Genomic DNA, 19,037 nt, shown 5'->3' on the forward strand with positions numbered 1-19,037 from the left:
TTTTCCGGGATATCTCGAACTGCGGGTTACTGTGCGTCGCTCTGGTTCAGGTAGTCGGTCAGGAAATACTGAGCATTGCCCTGCTCACCCAGGCTGCTGTCCGAATACACGCGCACGGCTTGCGATTCGCCCGGCAGGTACAGCTCGCCGTAGCCATCCTGCACGCTCAGGGCCACGAAACGCTGGCCGTCCACTTCGGTGGCGTAACGGGTACCCCTGGAAGACTTCTCGACGTCCATCTTGCGGATTTTCATGTTCCAGTCGTGGTCGACGCCTTCTACCTGAACCAACGCCTGATTGGCCGAGCGTTCGCCGATACGCAGAGTCCAGACCTTGACTCCGCCCTCGCCCTGATACGCAACCACCTTGTCAGCCACCGGGGGGCGTTCTTCAGCACCGACCGGTGCGCTGCCCAGGGTCGTGGCCAGAAACAACGTGCAGGCAAGGGTCTTGAATAGAGTCTTCATGTAAGCGGTTTCCTGTATGGTCATGCGGTGTTGCACCAGACCCGCCAGTTTTCCGCCCGCGCGGCCCTTGAACAACTGACATGGCCGCCGCACACAACAATCGGCCGCCGCTCACAGCTTTTGGTCGCTTCAAGGTATGATGGCCACTTGTTTTCGTGCTCACGGATTGCCTTGTCAATGCCCAGGTGGACCCCTTATCGCAACGTCGCGGTGAACTTCGACGGCAGCCAGACCCTGCAGCGCGCGGGCATCCTCGATGCGCGTCAGGTGAGTGGCGGCCTGCTGGGGCATTATCAGGCGCAGAGCGTGCGCGACGGCATGCAGAGCTTCACCTGCGATCTGCGCCTGACCGAGCCGCTGCACATCGCCAAGGTGCTGCCGGAAAGCCTGTGCCTGGTGCAAGTGCTGGATGGCGAGTGGACTCACCGGATCAAGGGCCGCGATCATCATTACCGCCCCGGCGCGCCATTGGTGCTGGGTCTGGATGAAGCGACCGAGGCCATCGACCGGCTGCCGGCCAATGCCCGAGCGCGCATGGCCGGGCTACGGGTCTCCGCCAGCCTGCTGCGCGAGCTGGACGATCACGAACAAGGCTCGCTACAGGCGCTGCTCGACCTGCAGCGCTCGCCCACCCGTACTCATCGATTCGAACGCTGTCAGGCACTCGGCTCGCTTCTGCACTCGCTGTATCACAATCCCTACGAAGGCGCGCTAGGCCGGCTGCATCGGGAAAGTCTGGCGCTGGGCATGCTGGTCGAACTGGCGACGCATCTGCGCGAAACACCTGTCCGGGCCGCCCCTCCGCACCGCGCCGGGCGCGACCTGGCCCATGAAGCACGCAATCTGTTGGACAACCATCTGGACGAGCCGCCATCCAGCGAGGAACTGGCGCGCCGGCTCGGCGTCGGCCAGACTACCCTGCGCCGCCTGTTCAAGGCCGAATTCGGATTGACCATGCTCGATTACCTGCGTGACCGACGCCTTGAAACGGCACGCTTGCTGCTGCGTGAAGGCCGCCTGCAGATCGCCCAGATTGCCTGGCGGGTCGGCTACCGCTGCCCTACCAACTTCGCCCATGCCTACAAGGCACGCTTCGGCTGTTCACCGCGACAGGAAACGGGCGTCCGCTAAGGCCAGACCGCCCTGAAGCGTCTAGGACGCGCAATTCGATTGAACTCAGGCGTACGCGCAAGGCTCACTTTACCGAGGGCAGGCAAACGACTGCCCACCGACAGGAGGCTTTGGAATGCCCAGTTCAGACGGCAAAATCCGCTACGGCGTGGTAGCGGGCGGATCCATTTCCCAGGGTGCTTTCATGCCCGGCGTCGGCCAGACGCAGAACTCTGTCATGACCGCGCTGGTGACCGGCGATCCGGTAAAAGCCGACAAACTCGCTCAGTTGTACGGACTCAAGAGCTACAGCTACGACGACTACGCCAGCCTGCTCGCTTCCGGAGAAGTCGATGCAGTCTATGTCGCGACGCCCAATTTCCTGCATCGGCAGTTCGTGGTGCCCGCGCTCGAAGCCGGTATCCATGTATTGCTGGAAAAACCCATGGCCACCAATGAAGCCGATTGCCAGGCGATGATCGAAGCCTCGAAACGCTCGGGCGCCAAGCTGATGATCGCTTACCGGCTGCACTGCGAACCGGGAACCCTGGAGATGATCGAGCGGGTTCACAACGGAGAATTCGGCGATCCGCGGCTGTTCACCTCGACCTTCACGCAGACGGTCAAGGCCAGCAACCATCGCACCGAGCACGGCTTCGCCGCCGGTCCCGTGCCCGACATGGGGCCTTACCCGCTGAACATGGTGCGTCAGTTGTTCGGTGCCGAGCCGATCGAAGTCAGCGCAATGGGTACGCATACGCCGGGCAGCAAGATGAGCACGCCGGACACCGTGACCGTCTCCCTGCGTTTCCCTGACGAGCGCCTGGCGCAGTTCACTGTGAGTTACAGCCTGCCGAGCAGCGAGCGCTTCCAGCTTCTGGGCACCGAAGGCCAGATCGATGCGACACCTTGCTTCGGCTTTGGCGACGGCGTCGCCATCACCTACACCGCAACCATCGGGGATCAGACTCAGGTGCACAAGCATCCTGTGGTGGATCAGTTCGCCGGCGAGACGGCCTACTTCTCCGACTGCATCCTCAACGACCAGGCGCCCGAGCCGGATGGCGAGGAAGGCTGGCGGGACGTGCGAGTGATCGACGCCATCGAGCGCGCGCTGACTTCGGGCCAGCCGCAGAAGCTCGATCCCTTGCCGGCCAAGCGCCCGGTGAGCCGCGCGCAGCGGCGTGATTACCCGCTGGCCGAGGTGCCGGACTTTATCGACACTGAATCGCCGACAGAATAATCCGTCGAGGGTGCGCGCTTTGCCAGAGATGCAAGCGCGCACCGCTGGATCAGCGCAGCGGCTTGCAGCCTGACAGCGCGGTAGCCGCGCACATGAGTGTCAGATGGGTCAGCCCTTGCGGCAGATTCCCCAGGTATTGTCGGTTGTGCGGATCGACCATTTCCGAGTAGATGCCGACACCGCGATCCAGGCCATTGATAGCCGCCAGGAATATTTCGGTCGCTGTGTCATGGTGATCGAGCAAGGCCCACGCCTCGGCCATCCAGAAGGTGCAGGCCAGGAAACAGCCTTCCTCCTCATGCACCTCGCTGTAGCGATAGTGGAACGCGCCACAACCCAGCTCGTCCTGGATCGCCTTGAGCGTGCTTTTCAGCCGGTCCGTGCGCGGAAAGCCGAAACGTACCGCCAGCGCCAGCGACGCATCGAGCCGTTCTGTTCCCGCATGGAACACGTAAGCCTGACGTTTCTCGGACCAGCAATGCTCATCGATCCAGTCGGCGATGCGCTGGCGCTCGCGATCCCAGCGCTCGCAACAGGTGGTAGGCAAATGCCCGGCTTTTGCCAGTTCCACTGCCCGGCTCAGCGCCTGCCAGCAACTGACCTTGGACATCGTGTAATGCTGCTGCTCGGGCAACTCCCAGATGCCGCTGTCCTTGCGCCGCCAGCTGTCGGCGCACTGGTCGGCCAGGTTCGATAGAACGGTAGCGCTCGGCGCATCGAGAATGTTCCCCGAATCGACGAAGCACCGCGCGGTTTCGAAAATGTCGCCGTAGATGCCGTGCTGCGCCTGTCCCGCCGCGTCGTTGCCGACCACCGGCGGTGACTGTTTGTAGCCGGGCAGATCGATCTGCCGCGACCCGCTGGCCAGCGCACCGTCCAGGGTGTAGCAGACGTGTGGGCCGTGCTCGCCCAGGCGGTGGATCAGCCAGGTAAAAGCGGCCTTGGCTTCAGGCTGCGCGCCGATGCTGAGAAAGGCGCCTATGGTGTAGCTCGCGTCGCGGATCCAGGCGAAGCGGTAATCGTAATTCTTGTCGCCGCCGATGCGTTCGGGCAACGAGGTGGTGGCCGCGGCCATGATCGAACCGCTTGGCGAAGACAACAGCAGCTTGAGCGCCAGGGCGCTGCGCGACACCAGCCCCTTGTATTCGCCATCGTAGGTCAGGCTTTCCGTCCATTGCCGCCATTCGCGGTCCGAGCCGTCGATACGGGCATCGATCAGGTCCAGCGGCGGAACCACCAGAGGCTCGTCGCGGCCAGCGATGATCGCCAGGATCTCGCGCTGACCCTCGCTCACCGTCAGGGTCGCAACGACGCCCAGATCGCCCTCCTCCTCAATATCGAGGTTCTCCCCGTGCAGGAACATGCCCAGGATCCGGCCGGCGTGGAACACTGTGCCGTTGCCGGTCGGCGCCAAGTACGGGCAGACCGTGTCGGCCTGGGTGCCGAAGCAGATGCGCACCTCGAAGCTCACCTGGCCTGCGACACCCTCGACACGTCGCGCCAGCTCCGCCCAGGGCAACCGGCCCGCCGGGCCGCTGTTGAGCGATTCGGTGACACGGGCACGCCCGTCGGCAGTGATGAATGTCGTCTCCAGCACGTTGCTGTCAGGCAGGTAGCGGCGCTCGACGGTATAAGGCTGTTGCGGCGTCACGGAGAAGTATCCGCCGGTGTCGGGCGCCAGCAGCCGATCAAACAATGGCGGCGAATCCATGTGCGGCACGCACCACCAGTCGATGGAACCGTCCCAGCCCACCAGCGCCACCGAGCGTCCGTCGCCCAGCGCACCGTAGTTTTCCAGCGGCAGGTAGCCCTGTTCGTCACGCACAGGCGTGCCCTGTTGTTGGGTAACGACTAGCGGTTTATTCATGAGCCCCCACAGCGCAAGTAAAGATGAAAGAGCGCCGATCCATTCGCCGCCCGTTAGCTACCGACTGCTCTAAACCGGTATCGTTCGGGGTAATTGCATCGTTTGATTGATGGTCCGGATTCATCGACCGATGAAAATAAACCCTTTGTAAAACCCCCGCGCATTCCCTAAAAACAGGGTTCGCAAGCGCGACCGTTCATGAAAAGAGGAACTCGATGAAGCTGTATATCTACGAACATTGCCCTTTCTGCACCCGCGCGCGGATGATCTTCGGCCTCAAGGGGCTGCCCGTCGAAACACAAGTGATCATGGAAGGCGATGCCGACACCCCGACGCGGCTGATCGGCAAGAAAGCCGTACCTATCCTGACCAGAGAAGACGGTAGCCATATGGGCGAGAGCCTGGACATCGTGCGTTATATCGACGGTCTGGGCACGCCGATGCTGACTGCGCCGCAGGATCCGGCGCTGGATGCCTGGGGCAAGGACGCGTGGTCCCCTGCCCTCAAACTGTTCATTCCGCGCTTCACCCAAGGCGACTTCGCCGAACTGGCGACCCCGCAAGCCCGTGAAGCCTATCGCCTGCGTGAAGAAAAAGCCTTTGGCGACCTCGACGCCCTGCGCGCCCGGACGCCGGAGCTGCTGGATGACGTCAACGGTCGGCTGGAGGCGCTCGCGCCCCTGCTGGAAGGTCGAACCGCCGTTGGCTACTCGGACATTACCTTGTGGCCGATCCTGCGCTCACTCTCGATTGTTGCGGGGCTGCGCTTCCCGACGGCGGTGCGCGCTTATATGGATCGCCTGGCTCGACAGACCGGCGTCCCGCTGCTGTTCGATCAGGCCAAATGACTTCACACCGATAAGGAGACAACCATGGATCTGGGACTCAACCAACGCCGCGTGCTGGTCAGCGGCGGCTCGCGCGGTATTGGCCGGGCCATCGTGCAGACCTTTCTCGACGAAGGCGCGCAAGTCGCCTTCTGCGCCCGCAGTGCCGACGGCGTGGCGAGCGCCGAAGCCGTATTCGGCGATATGGCGTTCGGCTCGGTCGTGGACGTGACCCAGCCTGAACAGGTTGCCGGCTGGGTCGCTTCTGCGGCTGAGCGCATGGGTGGTATCGACATCCTGGTGCCGAATGTCAGTGCCCTGGCGGGAGGCAGTGACCTGGAGACCTGGCGCCGGGCGTTCGATACCGACCTGCTGGGCAGCGTCAGCATGTTTCAGGCGGCTCTACCATTCCTGCGGAAGTCGGACGCCGCTTCGGTGGTGATGATTTCCAGCGTGTCCGGGCGCGAGGTGGACATGTTCGCCGAGCCTTACGGCGTGCTCAAGGCCGCGCTGCTGCACTACGCCAAAACGCTTTCGGCGCGCCATGCGCCGGACGGCATCCGGGTCAACACGGTGTCGCCGGGCAACGTCTATTTCGCCGACGGCGTGTGGGGCGATATCGAGCGCAACGATCCGGATACCTTTGCCCAGTGCCTGGCGGCCAACCCGTTGGGCCGCATGGCGACCCCCGAAGAAGTCGCCCGTGCCACGGTATTCCTCGCCAGCCCCGCGGCCAGCTTCACCACCGGCACCAGCCTGCTGGTCGATGGTGGCCTGACCAAGGGCGTGCAGTTCTGATGCCTTTACACCGCTGAAAAGCCTCGGGAAGGGCTGCTCGCAGCCGGGTTACCTGACAGACCGTGTCGCCTTCGTCGCGAGCATGCTCCCTCCCACACGCTCGGCTCTTGTGGGAGGGAGCTTGCTCGCGACTGAACGCATGAAGCCACACATCGGCGTATCAGGCTTTGGCAGCCATCGCAGTGACTTCCACGCGCATGCCTTCGACCGCAAGCGCGGAGACGCCCACCGCCGCGCGGACCGGCCAGGGCTTGGCGAAAAACCGCTGATACACCTCGTTGAACGCGGCGCGGTCTGCCATGTCGGTCAGGTAGATGGTCAGGTGCAGCACGCGATCCATGGAACTTCCCGCCCGCTCCAGCGCATCCTTGAGTGCACGGAGGGTGCATTCGCTCTGCGCGACGATATCGCCCAGTTCCAGACTGCCATCAGGACGGGTCGGGATCTGCGTGGAAACCAGCAGGCTGCCGAAGCCGGCGACATCGGAGGAGATGGAATCGGAGTCAGGGTCCGGAATGAACGTAATATCGGAATTCGCCATGGGGCCTCTCGGTTGAAGTGAATACAGAGTTGCAAAGTCGGATCCGGAGTCTACCGCGCCTGGCCGGCTTTGCGGACATTGCGTTCGCCGAATCGGCGCCTGTGCTAACGTGCAACCACATCCACTTCAAGCCTCGCCGCCATGTCCATCGCCGACAACCTGATCGCCTACACCTTCGCCGCCACCCTGCTCACGTTGACGCCTGGACTCGACACCGCGCTGGTGCTGCGAACCGCTACGGTCGAAGGTCGGCAACAGGCGCTTCGTGCCGCCATGGGCATCAACGCCGGATGCCTGATCTGGGGCGCCGCGGTGGCATTTGGCCTGGGTGCGCTGATCGCCGTGTCGGAGCTGGCGTTCAGCGTCCTCAAATACTGCGGCGCGGCGTACCTGTGCTGGCTGGGCGCGAACATGCTGCTACGACCGCGCACCTCGCTGGGTGCCGCGCAAGCCGAAGGCAAGCCGGACAGCAACTGGTTCGTCAAGGGAATGACCGGCAACATCCTCAACCCCAAGATCGGCATTTTCTACGTGTCCTTCCTGCCCCAGTTCATTCCTCAAGGTGAGCCGCTGGTGGCCTGGACGTTCAGTCTTGTCGCCATCCACGTGCTGATCGGCATGCTCTGGTCGATCACCCTGATCACCGCGACCCGTCCCTTGGCCGGCGTGTTGCGTCGCGAGAAGGTCATCACCTGGATGGATCGGACCACCGGCATGATCTTTGTCCTTTTCGCTGCGCGCCTGGCGCGGAGCAAACGTTGAAAACGTGGGAGGCCGGCATGTCATCCGCTCAACAACTGGCCGGTTTCTATCGGGCCTACATCGATTGCCTGAATGCCCAGGACTGGGACCAGCTCGGGGATTACGTCGCGATCGGTGTAACGCATAACGCCCGGCCACTGGGTCTGGACGGTTACCGGGCGATGCTGTGTCAGGATTACCGGGACATTCCCGATCTGCGCTTCAACATTGAGCTGCTGGTCTGCGAAGGCGCAAACATTGCCAGCCGCCTGCGGTTCGACTGCTCGCCGGTCGGAGCCTTCCTCGGGCTGCCGGTGAACGGCCGCCGCGTGTGCTTTGCTGAAAACGTTTTCTACGAACTTCACCAGGGCCGCATCGCCAGGGTGTGGTCGGTGCTGGACAAAACGGCCATCGAGGCCCAGCTCGGCGCCTCCTGACTCGCCTCCGCGCGCGGCTCCGACCCCAATGCTGATTTGACCATTCGTGAAACAGTCCCTAGGCTGGCGGGTTTTGCTTTGCCTGAGGCACCTGATGACCACCCGCTCCAAACTGCCTTCCACTGTCTACCTGCTGGGGTTGACGATCTTTTCCCTGGTGACCGCCGAATTCATGGTCGCCGGCATGATGCCGGCGCTCGCCGCGGCCTTTTCCGTAAGCCTGGCCAAGGTCGGCAACCTGATCGCGCTGTATGCGCTGGGCATGGCCCTGGGCGGCCCGCCGGTCACCGTGATGCTGCTGTCCCGCGGCATCAGCAACAAGCGCGCGCTGGTGGGGCTGCTGGCGATGTATGTCGCCTCCGGAGCGCTGGCCGCGGCCGCGCCGAGTTACGAAGTGCTTGCCCTGGCGCGAATTCTGATGGGTGTTTCCAGCGCCGCCTGCATCGGGCTGTGCATGACCCTCTGTGCCGGTCTGGTCCTTCCGAAAGACCGGGGCCGGGCGATTGCCATCGTGCTCGCGGGCCTGATGCTGTCGCCGGTCGCCGGCGTGCCGATGACTGCCTGGGCCGAGCAGCATTACGGCTGGCGCGCCAGCTCCTGGCTGGTGGTGGCGCTGGCGTTGTTGTGCACCGCACTGGTCGCCAGCCGTCTGCCCGCCGCCGAAGCGGGTAGCGAGCCGGACCTGCGCCGCCAGTGGGCAGCGCTGCGCAACCGCAGCCTGTGGGGCGCGTATATCACCAGCGGCCTGATCATCGGCGCGACCTTCGCCGCGTTCAGTTACTGCACGCCGATCCTGATCCAGGAGGTCGGCATCGCGCCGGCGCACATCGCCCCGCTGCTCGCGCTGTACGGCGTCGCCAACCTGCTGGGCAACATGATCGTGGGCCGGGTGGCCGACAGTCACACGATCCCGGCGGTGGCCTGGGGTCTGGCGGTGATGGTGCTGGCGCTGGGCGGATTCGCCCTGGCTGGAGACCACCAGTGGCTGAATCTGGCGTGCTTCATCCTGCTGGGCCTGACCGGGGTCGCGCTCAACCCGGCGATGGTCGCGCGCGTCATGAAAGCCGCCGAACCGGCGGCGCTGGTCAACACCTTGCACACGTCGGTGATCACTGCGGGTCTGGCATTTGGCAGCTGGGCGGGCGGTAGCGTGATCGACGCCGGCTACGGTCTGCGCGCTCCGCTGTGGGTTGGCGCCGGCATGGCCTTGCTGGGCCTGCTGAGTCTGGCGCGTCCCTGGAGACAGCGAGAAATGGCGCGCGGCTGCGCCTGAGCCGCCTCGCTTGCTCCGATTCCTCAGTCGTGCCGGTGCTCTCCCTTCTCCACCGGAATGATCTGAACATGGCCGTGGCGCACGCCGCGCTCGGCCGTGATGTGACGGGCCAGTTCACTCACCCGGCCGGTCGGCCCCTTGAGCACCGAGACTTCCAGGCAGTTGCCGTGATCCAGATGCACGTGCAGCGTCGACATCGTCAGGTTGTGATGGGCGTGAAAGGTGTTGTTGAGCCGCTTGGACAGTTCCCGGGTGTGGTGATCGTAGACGTAAGTCAAGGTCGCCACGCACTCGGCCCCGGGGTCGCCCGCCGCGGGCTCCAGCAACCCGGCCCGCAACAGATCGCGAATCGCTTCGGAGCGTCCCTGGTAGCCATGCTCTTCCACGCGCCGGTCAACGGCGGCCAGCAGATCTTCATCCAGAGTAATGGTGACTCTTTGCATCGTTGACGCCCTGCAGGTATGAGGTTTTTCCGTAGACATCATACGCTCTGATGAATATTCTATGCCGCCATCATTTGGGGGATGTGAGTGTGAAGCAGTCACCGACGAAACGAAAGCCGGGCGGCTGGATGCTGGCCGCGTGGCTGAGCATCGGCATCGGCATCGGCGGCCAGGCGCATGCCGACGACGACCGCACGACCCTGACCTATTCGTGGCCGGTCAACGCCGGTCCGCTCGATCCGCGCGGCTATTCCCCGAACCAGATGTACGCCCAGGCCATGGTCTACGAACCGCTGGTGCGCTACACCGCCGAGGGCAAGGTCGAGCCGTGGCTGGCAACGCACTGGAACGTGTCGCCGGACGGCAAGACCTACACCTTCACACTGCGCGACAACGTCATGTTCAGCGACGGCACGCCCTTCGATGCAGCCGTTGCCAAAACCAATCTGGATGCGGTGCTGCAAAACAGTCAGCGTCACCAGTGGATGGAACTGGTCGCCACGCTCGACCGGGTGGAAGCACCCGACGCCCACACCCTCATTCTGAAACTCAAGCATCCCTATTACCCGACCCTGCTGGAATTGGCTCAGGTGCGCCCGTTGCGTTTCGCCGCGCCCGGAGCAAAGGCGGGGCGGCCAGTCGGCACCGGGCCCTGGAAGCTGGCGGACAGCCGGCGCGGCGAATACGACCTGTTCCAGCGCAACGAACATTACTGGGGACAGCGCCCGGCCTATGACCAGGTGCGCGTGCGGGTGATTTCCGATCCGGACAGTCGCGCCATCGCCCTGCAAACCGGCGAACTGGACCTGATCCAGGGTTCCGAAGGCGAGATTTCGTCCGGCACCTTCGTCCGCCTGCGTGACGCTGGCTTCGCCACCGCCATTTCTCCTCCGCTGGCGACCCGCGCCGTCGCGATCAACACCGGCCTGGCGCCCACCAACGAACTGGCAGTACGCGAGGCGATCAATCAGGCCGTCGACAAGGATACTTTGATCGCCAAAGTGCTGCACGGGCTCGAACCGCGGGCCGATGCCCTGTTTTCCAGCAACATGCCCTACGCCGACCTGGACCTGAAGCCACTGCCCTACAACCTGGCTGCGGCCCGGGAAAAACTGGCCGCCGCAGGCTGGAAGACGATTAACGATCAGGGCCCTCTGGTGAAGAACGGCCAGCCGCTGCTCATCGAACTGTGTTTCCTGGGCACCAGCGCTCTGCAGAAAAGCCTGGCCGAAATCATTCAGGGCGAGCTGGCGAAAGTGGGCATCGAGGTGCAGCTGCGCGCTGAAGAAGAAGGCGCGCTGGTGCAGCGCCAGCGCGACGGCCGTTTCGGCATGATCTTCGGCGACACCTGGGGCGCGCCCTACGACCCGCATTCCTTCGTCAGCTCGATGCGCTACGCGGGCCATGCCGACTACATGGCCCAGCGCGGCCTGCCGATGAAAGACGCCATCGACCGGCGGATCGGCGAGGTGCTGGCCAGCACCGAAGAACAGGCGCGGGTGGACGGCTACCGCGAGATTCTCACCACGCTGCATGAACAGGCAGTGTATCTGCCGATTTCCTATCTTACCGCCATTAGCGTCAGCGCGCCCGCCGTCAAGAACGTCGAATTCGGCAGCACGCTATTCGACGTGCCGTTCGAGCGGATGCATCCGGCAGCGGAAGGCGCTCGCTGATGTTGCGGTATATCCTGCTGCGCCTGCTGGCGCTGATCCCCGTGCTGCTCGGCGTGTCACTGATTGTCTTCGCCCTGCTGCATCTGGGCAACGGCGATCCCGCGCTGGACTACCTGCGGCTGTCGCAGATACCGCCCACCGATGCGGCTCTCCATGAAGCCCGCCAGACACTGGGCCTGGACCGCCCTTTACCCGAGCAGTATCTGACCTGGCTGTGGAACGCCCTGCATCTGGACTTCGGTACGTCCTATGTCACCGGCCGCCCGGTGCTGGACGATCTGCTGTATTACCTGCCGGCCACTGTCCAGCTGGGCGGGCTGGCGCTGGCGATGACTTTGCTGATGAGCATCCCGCTGGGTCTGGCCGCCGCCCGCTGGCGCGATCGCTGGCCCGATCATCTGGTGCGGCTGGTGACCTTCATCGGCGTCTCGATGCCCAATTTCTGGCTGGCGCTGGGGCTGATCGCGCTGTTCTCGCTGTGGCTGGGCTGGCTGCCGCCGCTTGGCCGGGGCGGCGCGGCGCATCTGGTCATGCCGGTCCTGGCGATCGCGCTGATGTCCATGTCGATCAATGCGCGTCTGTTGCGCGCGAGCCTGCTGGACGCCAGTCAATCGCGTCACGTGCTCTATGCCCGCGCTCGCGGGCTGGGCGAAGGCCAGGTGTGGCGTGGACACATCCTGCGCAACGCCTGGATGCCGCTGATCACGGCCACCGGCATGCACATCGGCGAACTACTGGGCGGAGCGCTGGTCATCGAAACCATCTTCGCCTGGCCAGGCATCGGTCGGTTCGCCGTCGGCGCGGTGCTCAACCGCGATTACCCGGTCATGCAGTGCTTCACCCTGCTGCTGACCGCGCTGCTGGTGGTCTGCAATCTGCTGGTCGACATCTGTCATGCCTGGCTCGACCCGCGCACCCGACTGGCAGGCGTTCCCGCATGAGCACCATGACCTTGGGCCGAGCGCCCGCACTCGGACTGAGCATCGGCTGCGCGATGGTCGGCGTTCTGCTCCTGCTCGCACTGCTGGGCCCATGGCTGGCGCCCCACGACCCGACTCTGGTCAGCCTCGACCAGCGCCTGCTGCCGCCTGACGCCAGCCATTGGCTGGGCACCGATCACCTGGGACGCGACGTGCTGTCACGGCTGATGGTCGGCACCCGCCTGTCGCTGGGCAGCGTGCTGATGGTGCTGATCCTGGTGCTGGCGCTCGGGATCGGGGTCGGCGGATTGGCCGGGATCCTGGGCGGCAAGGTGGACGCAGTGCTGATGCGCCTGTGCGACATGTTCCTGACCTTTCCGACACTGGTGCTGGCGTTTTTCCTGATCTCGCTGCTCGGCACCGGCCTGACCAACGTGATCATCGCCATCGCCCTCTCCCACTGGGCGTGGTATGCGCGCATGGTGCGCGGCATGGTGATCGCCCAGCGTAACCGCGACTACGTACTCGCGTCACGGCTGGCCGGCGCCTCGCGCCTGGCGCGCATGCGTCAGCACATTCTGCCGACGGTTGCCGGGCAACTGCTGGTCCTGGCCTCCATGGACATCGGCCATATGATGCTGCACGTCTCCGGCCTATCGTTTTTGGGCCTGGGCGTCAGCCCGCCCACCCCGGAATGGGGCGTAATGATCAATGATGCCCGTGAGTTCATCTGGACGCAGCCGCAACTGATGCTGTGGCCCGGCCTGATGATTTTCTTTTCGGTGATGGCCTTCAATCTGCTGGGCGACGCGCTGCGCGACCGCCTCGATCCGGCCCTGCATGCAAAGGTCCGGGAATGAACAGTCAACTGAGCTTGCAGGCACTGCGCATTGCCCATGGTTCGCGAATGCTGGTCGACAGTGTCGATCTGACCCTGGATGCCGGGCGCATCAGCGCGCTGGTGGGCTCCAGCGGGTCGGGCAAATCCCTGACCTGCCTGGGCATGCTGGATCTGCTGCCAGACAGCGTCCGCCGGGTGTCCGGCGCATTGAGCATCGATGGCCGGGTTGTATCGCCCCGCCAGGTTCGCGGCACGGAGGTCGCGCTGATCCTGCAGAACCCGCGCAGCGCGTTCAATCCGGTACGAAGCATGCGCCAGCACACCATGGAAACCCTCAAAGTACGAGGTATCAAGGGCAGCGAGGCGCGCGACCGCACAGACCATGCGCTGCGCGCCGTGGGCTTCGAAGAGCCTGAACGCCTGCTGGAAGCCTACGCCTTCCAGCTCAGCGGCGGCATGCTGCAACGCATGATGATCGCCCTCGCCTTGCTTGCCGAGAGCCGTTTCCTGCTGGCGGACGAACCGACGTCCGATCTGGACGTGGTAGCGCAGGCGCGGCTTCTGGAATTGCTTGAACGTCTGGCCGCCGAACGGCAACTGGGCGTATTGCTGGTGACTCACGACATGGGGGTGGTGGCCCGCTGCTGCGACCATGTCTCGGTCATGGAACATGGCCGTGTCATCGAACAGTGTGAAGTGCGGCAACTCTTCGAGGCACCGCAAAGCGCCGCTGCCCGGGCCTTGTTGCACGCCCACCGAACACTTTCCGGAGGACGCGCATGGCGATGAGTCTGTTGCGCGCGCAGGACCTGGCTCACGGCTACACCCGAGGGGGTCTGCTGAGCAGAAAGCAGCGCGTGCAAGTATTGCGGGACCTGGACCTCGACCTGCGCGAAGGCGAGTCTGTCGGCCTGTTGGGCGCGAGCGGCAGCGGCAAGAGTACCCTCGCCCGCCTGTTAATGGGCGTCGAGCGCCCGGAGCAAGGTCGGATTCTGTTCCGGGACGGCCGCGCCGAGGCCGGTGGCCAGGCGTTCCTGCGGGCTGTTCAGATGGTCTTTCAGGATGCGCCGAGCGCCTTCAACCCGAGGTTCAGTGTAGGCTGGAGCATTGCCGAGCCGCTGCGTCACCTGCGCGGCCTGGACGTGCAAGCGTGTGCACAGCGAGTCGCCGGGCTGCTGGAACAGGTCCAGCTCGATCCCGCGGATGCCGACAAGCTGCCCTTGCAGCTCAGCGGCGGCCAGTTGCAACGCGCGGGCATCGCGCGGGCGCTGGCGGCAGAGCCACGGCTGATCATCCTCGACGAAGCCCTTTCCAACCTGGACCGCACGCTGCAACTGCACATGCTTGAACTGCTGACAGAGCTGCGCGAACGATTGGGCACGGCGTTTCTGCTCATCACCCATGACCTGAGTCTGGTGCGGTACTTCTGCCAGCGGGTGCTGCTGCTTGCCGACGGCAGCATTGTCGAGGATCGAGCGGTCACGCCAGGCATGCGCTTCGCCCACCCCGCCGGGCAATTGCTGGAGGCGGCGGTGCTGCCAGGCGAGCCTGCCGACATCAAGCGACATCGCACCGCAAGCTACGCTTGATTAACAAGAATGATTGCTGTTTACTTTCGCATCCCGGGAGAGCGCCTGGCCTCTACTGGCTGCACGGCACTATCTAGATCAACCCTTCGCGCCGTGTGCCCATACCTTGCAAAGCGTCATCGATGACCTTCTAGCGCAGTACGCCGACCTGCGTCACTACCTCACCGCGCGCCTGCGGCACCGCGACGACGCCGCCGATATCGCCCAGTCCAGCTTCGCGCAGGTGTACGCTTATGCGCTCACCTCGCCCGTGGATAACCCGCGGGCACTGCTGTTTCAAGCCGCCCGCAACCTGTGCATCGACCAGTTCCGCAAGCGCCGGATCGAGCAGACCGTTTTGGAAGACTGGTGGTTGCGGGCTGCACTGGCCACACCGTCGATGGAGACCCTGGCCATCGCTCGCCAGCAATTGCAGCAATTGATCGAGCATATCGAGCGCATGCCGCGTCTGCGCCGAGAGGTGTTCGTGCGGGTCCGCCTGCATGGCCAGAGTCACCGGGAAGTCTGCGCGGCCCTGGGGCTGTCCGCCAAGTCGGTGGAGCTGCATATCGCCAGGGCCGTCTTCGATCTGGCCGAGTTGCGCATGGCGACCATGGAAGCATGCCCATGAAGCATGTCCGTCAAGTCCAGCAGGCGCTGGTCTACCTCGCGGCTCTGCATAGCGGCGACCCGCAGCGCGAGCGGCAGGCAGCGGCAGAGATCGCCCAGTGGCGCGAGCGCAGCGCCAGTCACGAGCAGGCCTGGCAAGACGCGAGGATGCGCTGGCAGATGGTTCACGGTCTGGGCGACGCGCTGCGCGAGCAATTGTCGCCGTCGCCACCCCCCATCAGTCGTCGCGCTCTGCTACAACGCTCCGGCGCACTGCTTGGGGTATTGGCGGTGGCGGGCTGGGCGGGCCTGTCGTGGCGCCGGGAGGTTTTCGACCGGCAACTGATCACCGGGCATGGGCAGACGCCCTCTCCGGTCACGCTGGCCGACGGCACCCGGCTGATCCTCGCCGCCGAAAGCAATCTGCAGGTGAGCTACGGCCTGACGCAGCGGAGCGTGTTTCTGGTGCACGGCAATGTTTATTTCGACGTGGCTCACGAGCGGTTGCGGCGGTTCGTGATTCGCACGCGCCTGGGCGAAGTGGAGGTGATCGGCACGGCTTTCAGCGTCTCGGATCGAGGATTCGGGGTCCGGGTCGAGGTCAGCCGCGGCCGGGTGAAGGTACGCAGCAGTCACGGCGTCGAGCGTCTGCTGGGCGCGGGTCAGGCGCTGACCCTCGACTCCACCGGTCAGCCAGGCCAGATCGAGCCCACTGTCGCTGCAGCGGACGCCCTCGAACAGTGGCAGCAAGGCTGGTGGATGTTTACCAACAAGTCTTTGCCGGAAGTGATAGCCGAGCTCAACGCTTACCTCGATCAAGAGGTGTTCTGCGATCCGGCCCTCTCCGGCATGCGCTTTACCGGCAGCTTTCCCGGCGACCAGCCACGCCAGGTGCTCGACACCATCACCCGGGTATTGCCGGTGCGGCTGACCTTGGGCGACGGCCAGCAGCGCCTGATCGCCCGCTGAATTATTTTTGAGGGGTAAAGCCCTGGTCCCACGTCCTCGTATATGACTTCACCATTACAAGGACTGATCATGCTGTTTTCGCGTTATGCCGACCGCCCATGCTCGCACCCGGGCACTCGCCTTCGTCATCTGGTGCTGGCGTGCGCTCTTGCGGGCAGCTCATGGATGCCATTGCCGGCGCTGGCCGAGGGCGCGCTGAACAGCGCCCGGACCCTGGAACTCGATCTTGCGGCCCAGCCTCTGGCCGCGGCGGTGCAGAGCCTGACCCGGGCCTGGGGCATCCCGATTGCGGCCGACGGCCAGATTCTGCAGGGTCGCCAGGCGCCACCACTGCACGGTTCGTACAGTCTGCAGCAGGCCCTTGCGGTGATGCTGGGCAACAGCGGCATCATCGCCAGCGAAGAGAACGGCGTGATCATCCTGCGCGGCAATGCCGACACCCTGGACGCCACGCAAATCGGCGCGCAGCTGTCCGGGCAGCCTTCCGAGGCGTACAGCGGCGGACAGGTTGCGACGGCCGCGCGCCTTGGCGTGCTGGGCGACACCGACATCATGGACGCGCCGTTCAATATCACTGCCTACACCGCTCGGCATATCGAAAATCAGCAGAGCGGCACCCTGGGCGCGCTGCTACGCAGCGACCCTTCGGTGCGCTTCAGCACCGGTGAAGGCCATGCCTATGAAAATTTCATGGTGCGCGGCTACCCGCTCAACTCGACCGAGCTGGCGGTCAACGGCCTGTACGGGATGGCGCCTGACGGTCATGTGCCTACAGAGTTTCTCGAACGAGTCGAGGTGCTCAAGGGGCCGAGTGCCTTGCTGTCCGGAATGTCGCCGGGCGGCAACGTGGGCGGGATGATCAACCTGGTGCCCAAGCGCGCGGCCGCCGAGCCCCTGACTCGGTTGACCACCAGCTATGAAAGCGATGGCTATGTCGCCGAGCATCTGGATCTGGGCCGCCGGTTCGGCGAGCAACAGCAATTCGGCGTGCGCTTCAATGGCGTGTACGGCGACGGCAAGGCCGGCGTCGAGGACGAGTCCAAGACCCGCAACCTCGTGGCGCTCGGCATGGATTATCAGGGCGAAGGCTGGAAGCTGGACCTGGACGCCTACGAGTCCCACGAACATACCGACAACGGCAGCCCCATGATGGTGGGGTTCGCCACCCTGGGCCGGGTGCTGAAAACTCCTAAAAACGATACCAACATCCTGCGCGGTATCCATTCCAAGCAGGTGACCCAGGCAGTGATGCTGCGCGGCGAGTACGAGCTTGGTGATCGCTGGTCGGCGTATGCCAACGTCGGCCACGCCAAGAGCTCGTATAAGGGCTTTCTCAACGGCACCCGGCTGCGGGTGACCAATGCCGCGGGCGATGCCACCGGCGAGACCTACAATCAGGCCGGCTATACCCGCAGCACGACGGGGGAAGCCGGAGTGCGCGGCAACTTCGACACGGGCTCTGTGAACCACAACATCACGCTAAGCGCCTCGCTGCTGCAACAGGACATCGGCCGGGCCGCCACCGTGACCGGTCCGTCCTACGCCAGCAACATCTACCAGCCCAGTGATCCGCTGGTCGCCGGCAGCACCGGCTCGACCTCGCGCACTGGCGACAACACCCTGTCCAGCTTCGCGGTCACCGACACCCTGGCGATGCTCGACGACAAAGTGAAACTGACATTGGGTGTGCGCTCCCAGCGCGTCCGCCAGAAGCTGAGCAAGCCCACCTACGACGAGACCGCCTTGACGCCTGCGGTCGGCATTGTGGTCAAGCCCTGGGACGCGAGCATCTCGTTGTACGCCAACTACATCGAAGGCCTCGCTCAAGGCGGCACAGTAAGCGATACCAGCGCGGCCAATTACGGCGAACAATTCGCCCCGTACAAGACCAAACAGCTGGAAGTGGGCGCCAAGTGGGACGCTGGCACCTTCGCCCATACCTTGAGCCTGTTCCAGATCGAACAGCCGAGCCTGATGCTCGACACCGGCAGCAACCGCTACAGCGACAGCGGCGAGCAGCGCAACCGGGGTGTGGAGTGGAATGTCTTTGGCAGCCTGACACCTACAGTGCGCCTGCTGGGCGGCGTGACCTTCACCCGCGCGGTGCTGACCCGCACGGCGGACGGCAAGTATGACGGCCATACTGCCCACGGCGTACCCGACTGGACCGCCAACCTGGGCGCGGAATGGGACACGCCCTGGATCGACGGTCTGACCCTGACCGGGCTGGCCATCCACACCAGCTCGCAGTATCTGGACGACGCCAACCGGCTGAAAATCCCGCACTGGACCCGTTACGACCTGGGCGCACGCTATGCGACGCGGGTGCTAGGCAAGGATGTGACCCTGCGCACCAGCCTGGAAAACGTCGAGAACCGCAGCTACTGGGCCGGCGTGTTCAACGACGGTTTTGCCACCATCGGCGAGCCGCGCACTCTCAAAGTCTCGGCCAGCGTGGATTTCTGATATGTGGACAAGATTTCTGGTCATGGCCCTGGCAATGACTCCGCTGGGCGCGACCGCTGCTGACAACGTACTGAATCCTGACTCGACGGTTCGGGGCGATTACCGGCACCCTCAGACATGGCGACTGGCCGTGCATGAAGGCGACTTCGTGCAGGGAAGCCTGAGCGGCGGCTCTCTGCGGTTGCTTGACGGTAGGGGTGACGCCGTGCGATTGCTGGTAGACGGCGAAGGCTTGTCGCGC

General features: G+C 64.3%; 19 protein-coding genes. 15 read left to right on the plus strand and 4 right to left on the minus strand.

Annotation, left to right across the window (positions count from 1 at the left end):
- Positions 1–26 precede the first annotated feature (26 nt).
- Positions 27–467, minus strand: a complete 441-nt coding sequence (locus TRP66_RS00830) for a hypothetical protein (protein ID WP_333399423.1) — start codon at positions 465–467, stop codon at positions 27–29.
- Between the two features lie 177 nt (positions 468–644).
- On the opposite strand from TRP66_RS00830, the gene TRP66_RS00835 reads away from it, so the two are divergent.
- Positions 645–1,598 (plus strand): AraC family transcriptional regulator, encoded by a 954-nt coding sequence (locus TRP66_RS00835; protein ID WP_333399424.1) that lies wholly within the window; start codon positions 645–647, stop codon positions 1,596–1,598.
- Positions 1,599–1,713: 115 nt separating this feature from the next.
- Complete coding sequence (locus tag TRP66_RS00840) at positions 1,714–2,820, plus strand: Gfo/Idh/MocA family protein (protein ID WP_333399425.1); 1,107 nt, start codon at positions 1,714–1,716, stop codon at positions 2,818–2,820.
- A 49-nt stretch (positions 2,821–2,869) separates the two neighbouring features.
- Here the strand turns inward: TRP66_RS00840 and TRP66_RS00845 are convergent, their stop codons facing one another.
- A complete protein-coding gene (locus TRP66_RS00845; RefSeq protein ID WP_333399876.1) occupies positions 2,870–4,624 on the minus strand; it encodes a glycoside hydrolase family 15 protein in 1,755 nt (584 codons plus the stop codon).
- Positions 4,625–4,902: 278 nt separating this feature from the next.
- On the opposite strand from TRP66_RS00845, the gene grxB reads away from it, so the two are divergent.
- The gene (grxB, locus tag TRP66_RS00850) at positions 4,903–5,535 is read left to right on the plus strand and encodes a glutaredoxin 2 (RefSeq protein ID WP_333399426.1); all 633 of its coding nucleotides are present in this window, start codon (positions 4,903–4,905) and stop codon (positions 5,533–5,535) included.
- Between the two features lie 24 nt (positions 5,536–5,559).
- Positions 5,560–6,312, plus strand: coding sequence for an SDR family NAD(P)-dependent oxidoreductase (locus tag TRP66_RS00855; protein ID WP_333399427.1), 753 nt, complete (start codon positions 5,560–5,562; stop codon positions 6,310–6,312).
- 160 nt (positions 6,313–6,472) lie between these two features.
- Here the strand turns inward: TRP66_RS00855 and TRP66_RS00860 are convergent, their stop codons facing one another.
- A complete protein-coding gene (locus tag TRP66_RS00860; protein ID WP_333399428.1) occupies positions 6,473–6,853 on the minus strand; it encodes a RidA family protein in 381 nt (126 codons plus the stop codon).
- A gap of 141 nt (positions 6,854–6,994) precedes the next feature.
- Between TRP66_RS00860 and TRP66_RS00865 the strand changes: the two genes are divergently transcribed.
- The 3 genes from TRP66_RS00865 (at position 6,995) to TRP66_RS00875 (ending at position 9,304) form a co-directional block, all read left to right on the plus strand.
- Entirely contained in the window at positions 6,995–7,615 is a 621-nt protein-coding gene (locus TRP66_RS00865; protein ID WP_333399429.1) for a LysE family translocator, read from the plus strand.
- 17 nt (positions 7,616–7,632) lie between these two features.
- A complete protein-coding gene (locus TRP66_RS00870; protein ID WP_333399430.1) occupies positions 7,633–8,031 on the plus strand; it encodes an ester cyclase in 399 nt (132 codons plus the stop codon).
- A gap of 94 nt (positions 8,032–8,125) precedes the next feature.
- Positions 8,126–9,304 carry an MFS transporter gene (locus TRP66_RS00875; protein WP_333399431.1) on the plus strand — a complete coding sequence of 393 codons (1,179 nt, stop codon included), beginning with the start codon at positions 8,126–8,128 and terminating at the stop codon, positions 9,302–9,304.
- A 23-nt stretch (positions 9,305–9,327) separates the two neighbouring features.
- Here the strand turns inward: TRP66_RS00875 and nikR are convergent, their stop codons facing one another.
- On the minus strand, positions 9,328–9,747 hold the full coding sequence (gene nikR / locus TRP66_RS00880) for a nickel-responsive transcriptional regulator NikR (RefSeq protein WP_333399432.1): 420 nt from the start codon (positions 9,745–9,747) through the stop codon (positions 9,328–9,330).
- An 89-nt stretch (positions 9,748–9,836) separates the two neighbouring features.
- Here nikR and nikA point away from each other — a divergent pair, with 89 nt between their 5' ends.
- The 8 genes from nikA (at position 9,837) to TRP66_RS00920 (ending at position 18,796) form a co-directional block, all read left to right on the plus strand.
- Positions 9,837–11,423: a nickel ABC transporter substrate-binding protein gene (gene nikA, locus TRP66_RS00885; RefSeq protein ID WP_333399433.1), complete on the plus strand. Its 1,587-nt coding sequence runs from the start codon at positions 9,837–9,839 to the stop codon at positions 11,421–11,423.
- A complete protein-coding gene (gene nikB, locus TRP66_RS00890) occupies positions 11,423–12,364 on the plus strand; it encodes a nickel ABC transporter permease subunit NikB (RefSeq protein ID WP_333399434.1) in 942 nt (313 codons plus the stop codon). Before nikA ends, nikB begins: the two co-directional genes overlap by 1 nt.
- Entirely contained in the window at positions 12,361–13,203 is an 843-nt protein-coding gene (gene nikC, locus TRP66_RS00895; protein WP_333399435.1) for a nickel ABC transporter permease subunit NikC, read from the plus strand. The genes nikB and nikC overlap by 4 nt, the downstream gene beginning before the upstream one ends.
- Entirely contained in the window at positions 13,200–13,973 is a 774-nt protein-coding gene (locus tag TRP66_RS00900; protein ID WP_333399436.1) for an ATP-binding cassette domain-containing protein, read from the plus strand. The genes nikC and TRP66_RS00900 overlap by 4 nt, the downstream gene beginning before the upstream one ends.
- The gene (locus TRP66_RS00905; protein WP_333399877.1) at positions 13,970–14,773 is read left to right on the plus strand and encodes an ATP-binding cassette domain-containing protein; all 804 of its coding nucleotides are present in this window, start codon (positions 13,970–13,972) and stop codon (positions 14,771–14,773) included. The genes TRP66_RS00900 and TRP66_RS00905 overlap by 4 nt, the downstream gene beginning before the upstream one ends.
- Positions 14,774–14,879: 106 nt before the next feature.
- Positions 14,880–15,383 carry an RNA polymerase sigma factor gene (locus TRP66_RS00910; protein ID WP_333399437.1) on the plus strand — a complete coding sequence of 168 codons (504 nt, stop codon included), beginning with the start codon at positions 14,880–14,882 and terminating at the stop codon, positions 15,381–15,383.
- Entirely contained in the window at positions 15,380–16,330 is a 951-nt protein-coding gene (locus tag TRP66_RS00915; protein ID WP_333399438.1) for a FecR family protein, read from the plus strand. The genes TRP66_RS00910 and TRP66_RS00915 overlap by 4 nt, the downstream gene beginning before the upstream one ends.
- 69 nt (positions 16,331–16,399) lie before the next feature.
- The gene (locus tag TRP66_RS00920; protein ID WP_333399439.1) at positions 16,400–18,796 is read left to right on the plus strand and encodes a TonB-dependent receptor; all 2,397 of its coding nucleotides are present in this window, start codon (positions 16,400–16,402) and stop codon (positions 18,794–18,796) included.
- Positions 18,797–19,037 lie beyond the last annotated feature (241 nt).

The organism is Pseudomonas sp. JDS28PS106 (genome assembly GCF_036706555.1).
Classification (GTDB): Bacteria; Pseudomonadota; Gammaproteobacteria; order Pseudomonadales; family Pseudomonadaceae; genus Aquipseudomonas.

What these genes read in the sequence shown, in the direction of transcription:
- TRP66_RS00830 (WP_333399423.1), bottom strand. Translation starts at nt 467, where the DNA reads ATGAAGACTCTATTCAAGACCCTTGCCTGCACGTTGTTTCTGGCCACG.
- TRP66_RS00835 (WP_333399424.1), top strand. Translation starts at nt 645, where the DNA reads ATGCCCAGGTGGACCCCTTATCGCAACGTCGCGGTGAACTTCGACGGC.
- TRP66_RS00840 (WP_333399425.1), top strand. Translation starts at nt 1,714, where the DNA reads ATGCCCAGTTCAGACGGCAAAATCCGCTACGGCGTGGTAGCGGGCGGA.
- grxB (WP_333399426.1), top strand. Translation starts at nt 4,903, where the DNA reads ATGAAGCTGTATATCTACGAACATTGCCCTTTCTGCACCCGCGCGCGG.
- TRP66_RS00855 (WP_333399427.1), top strand. Translation starts at nt 5,560, where the DNA reads ATGGATCTGGGACTCAACCAACGCCGCGTGCTGGTCAGCGGCGGCTCG.
- TRP66_RS00860 (WP_333399428.1), bottom strand. Translation starts at nt 6,853, where the DNA reads ATGGCGAATTCCGATATTACGTTCATTCCGGACCCTGACTCCGATTCC.
- TRP66_RS00865 (WP_333399429.1), top strand. Translation starts at nt 6,995, where the DNA reads ATGTCCATCGCCGACAACCTGATCGCCTACACCTTCGCCGCCACCCTG.
- TRP66_RS00870 (WP_333399430.1), top strand. Translation starts at nt 7,633, where the DNA reads ATGTCATCCGCTCAACAACTGGCCGGTTTCTATCGGGCCTACATCGAT.
- TRP66_RS00875 (WP_333399431.1), top strand. Translation starts at nt 8,126, where the DNA reads ATGACCACCCGCTCCAAACTGCCTTCCACTGTCTACCTGCTGGGGTTG.
- nikR (WP_333399432.1), bottom strand. Translation starts at nt 9,747, where the DNA reads ATGCAAAGAGTCACCATTACTCTGGATGAAGATCTGCTGGCCGCCGTT.
- nikB (WP_333399434.1), top strand. Translation starts at nt 11,423, where the DNA reads ATGTTGCGGTATATCCTGCTGCGCCTGCTGGCGCTGATCCCCGTGCTG.
- nikC (WP_333399435.1), top strand. Translation starts at nt 12,361, where the DNA reads ATGAGCACCATGACCTTGGGCCGAGCGCCCGCACTCGGACTGAGCATC.
- TRP66_RS00900 (WP_333399436.1), top strand. Translation starts at nt 13,200, where the DNA reads ATGAACAGTCAACTGAGCTTGCAGGCACTGCGCATTGCCCATGGTTCG.
- TRP66_RS00905 (WP_333399877.1), top strand. Translation starts at nt 13,970, where the DNA reads ATGAGTCTGTTGCGCGCGCAGGACCTGGCTCACGGCTACACCCGAGGG.
- TRP66_RS00915 (WP_333399438.1), top strand. Translation starts at nt 15,380, where the DNA reads ATGAAGCATGTCCGTCAAGTCCAGCAGGCGCTGGTCTACCTCGCGGCT.
- TRP66_RS00920 (WP_333399439.1), top strand. Translation starts at nt 16,400, where the DNA reads ATGCTGTTTTCGCGTTATGCCGACCGCCCATGCTCGCACCCGGGCACT.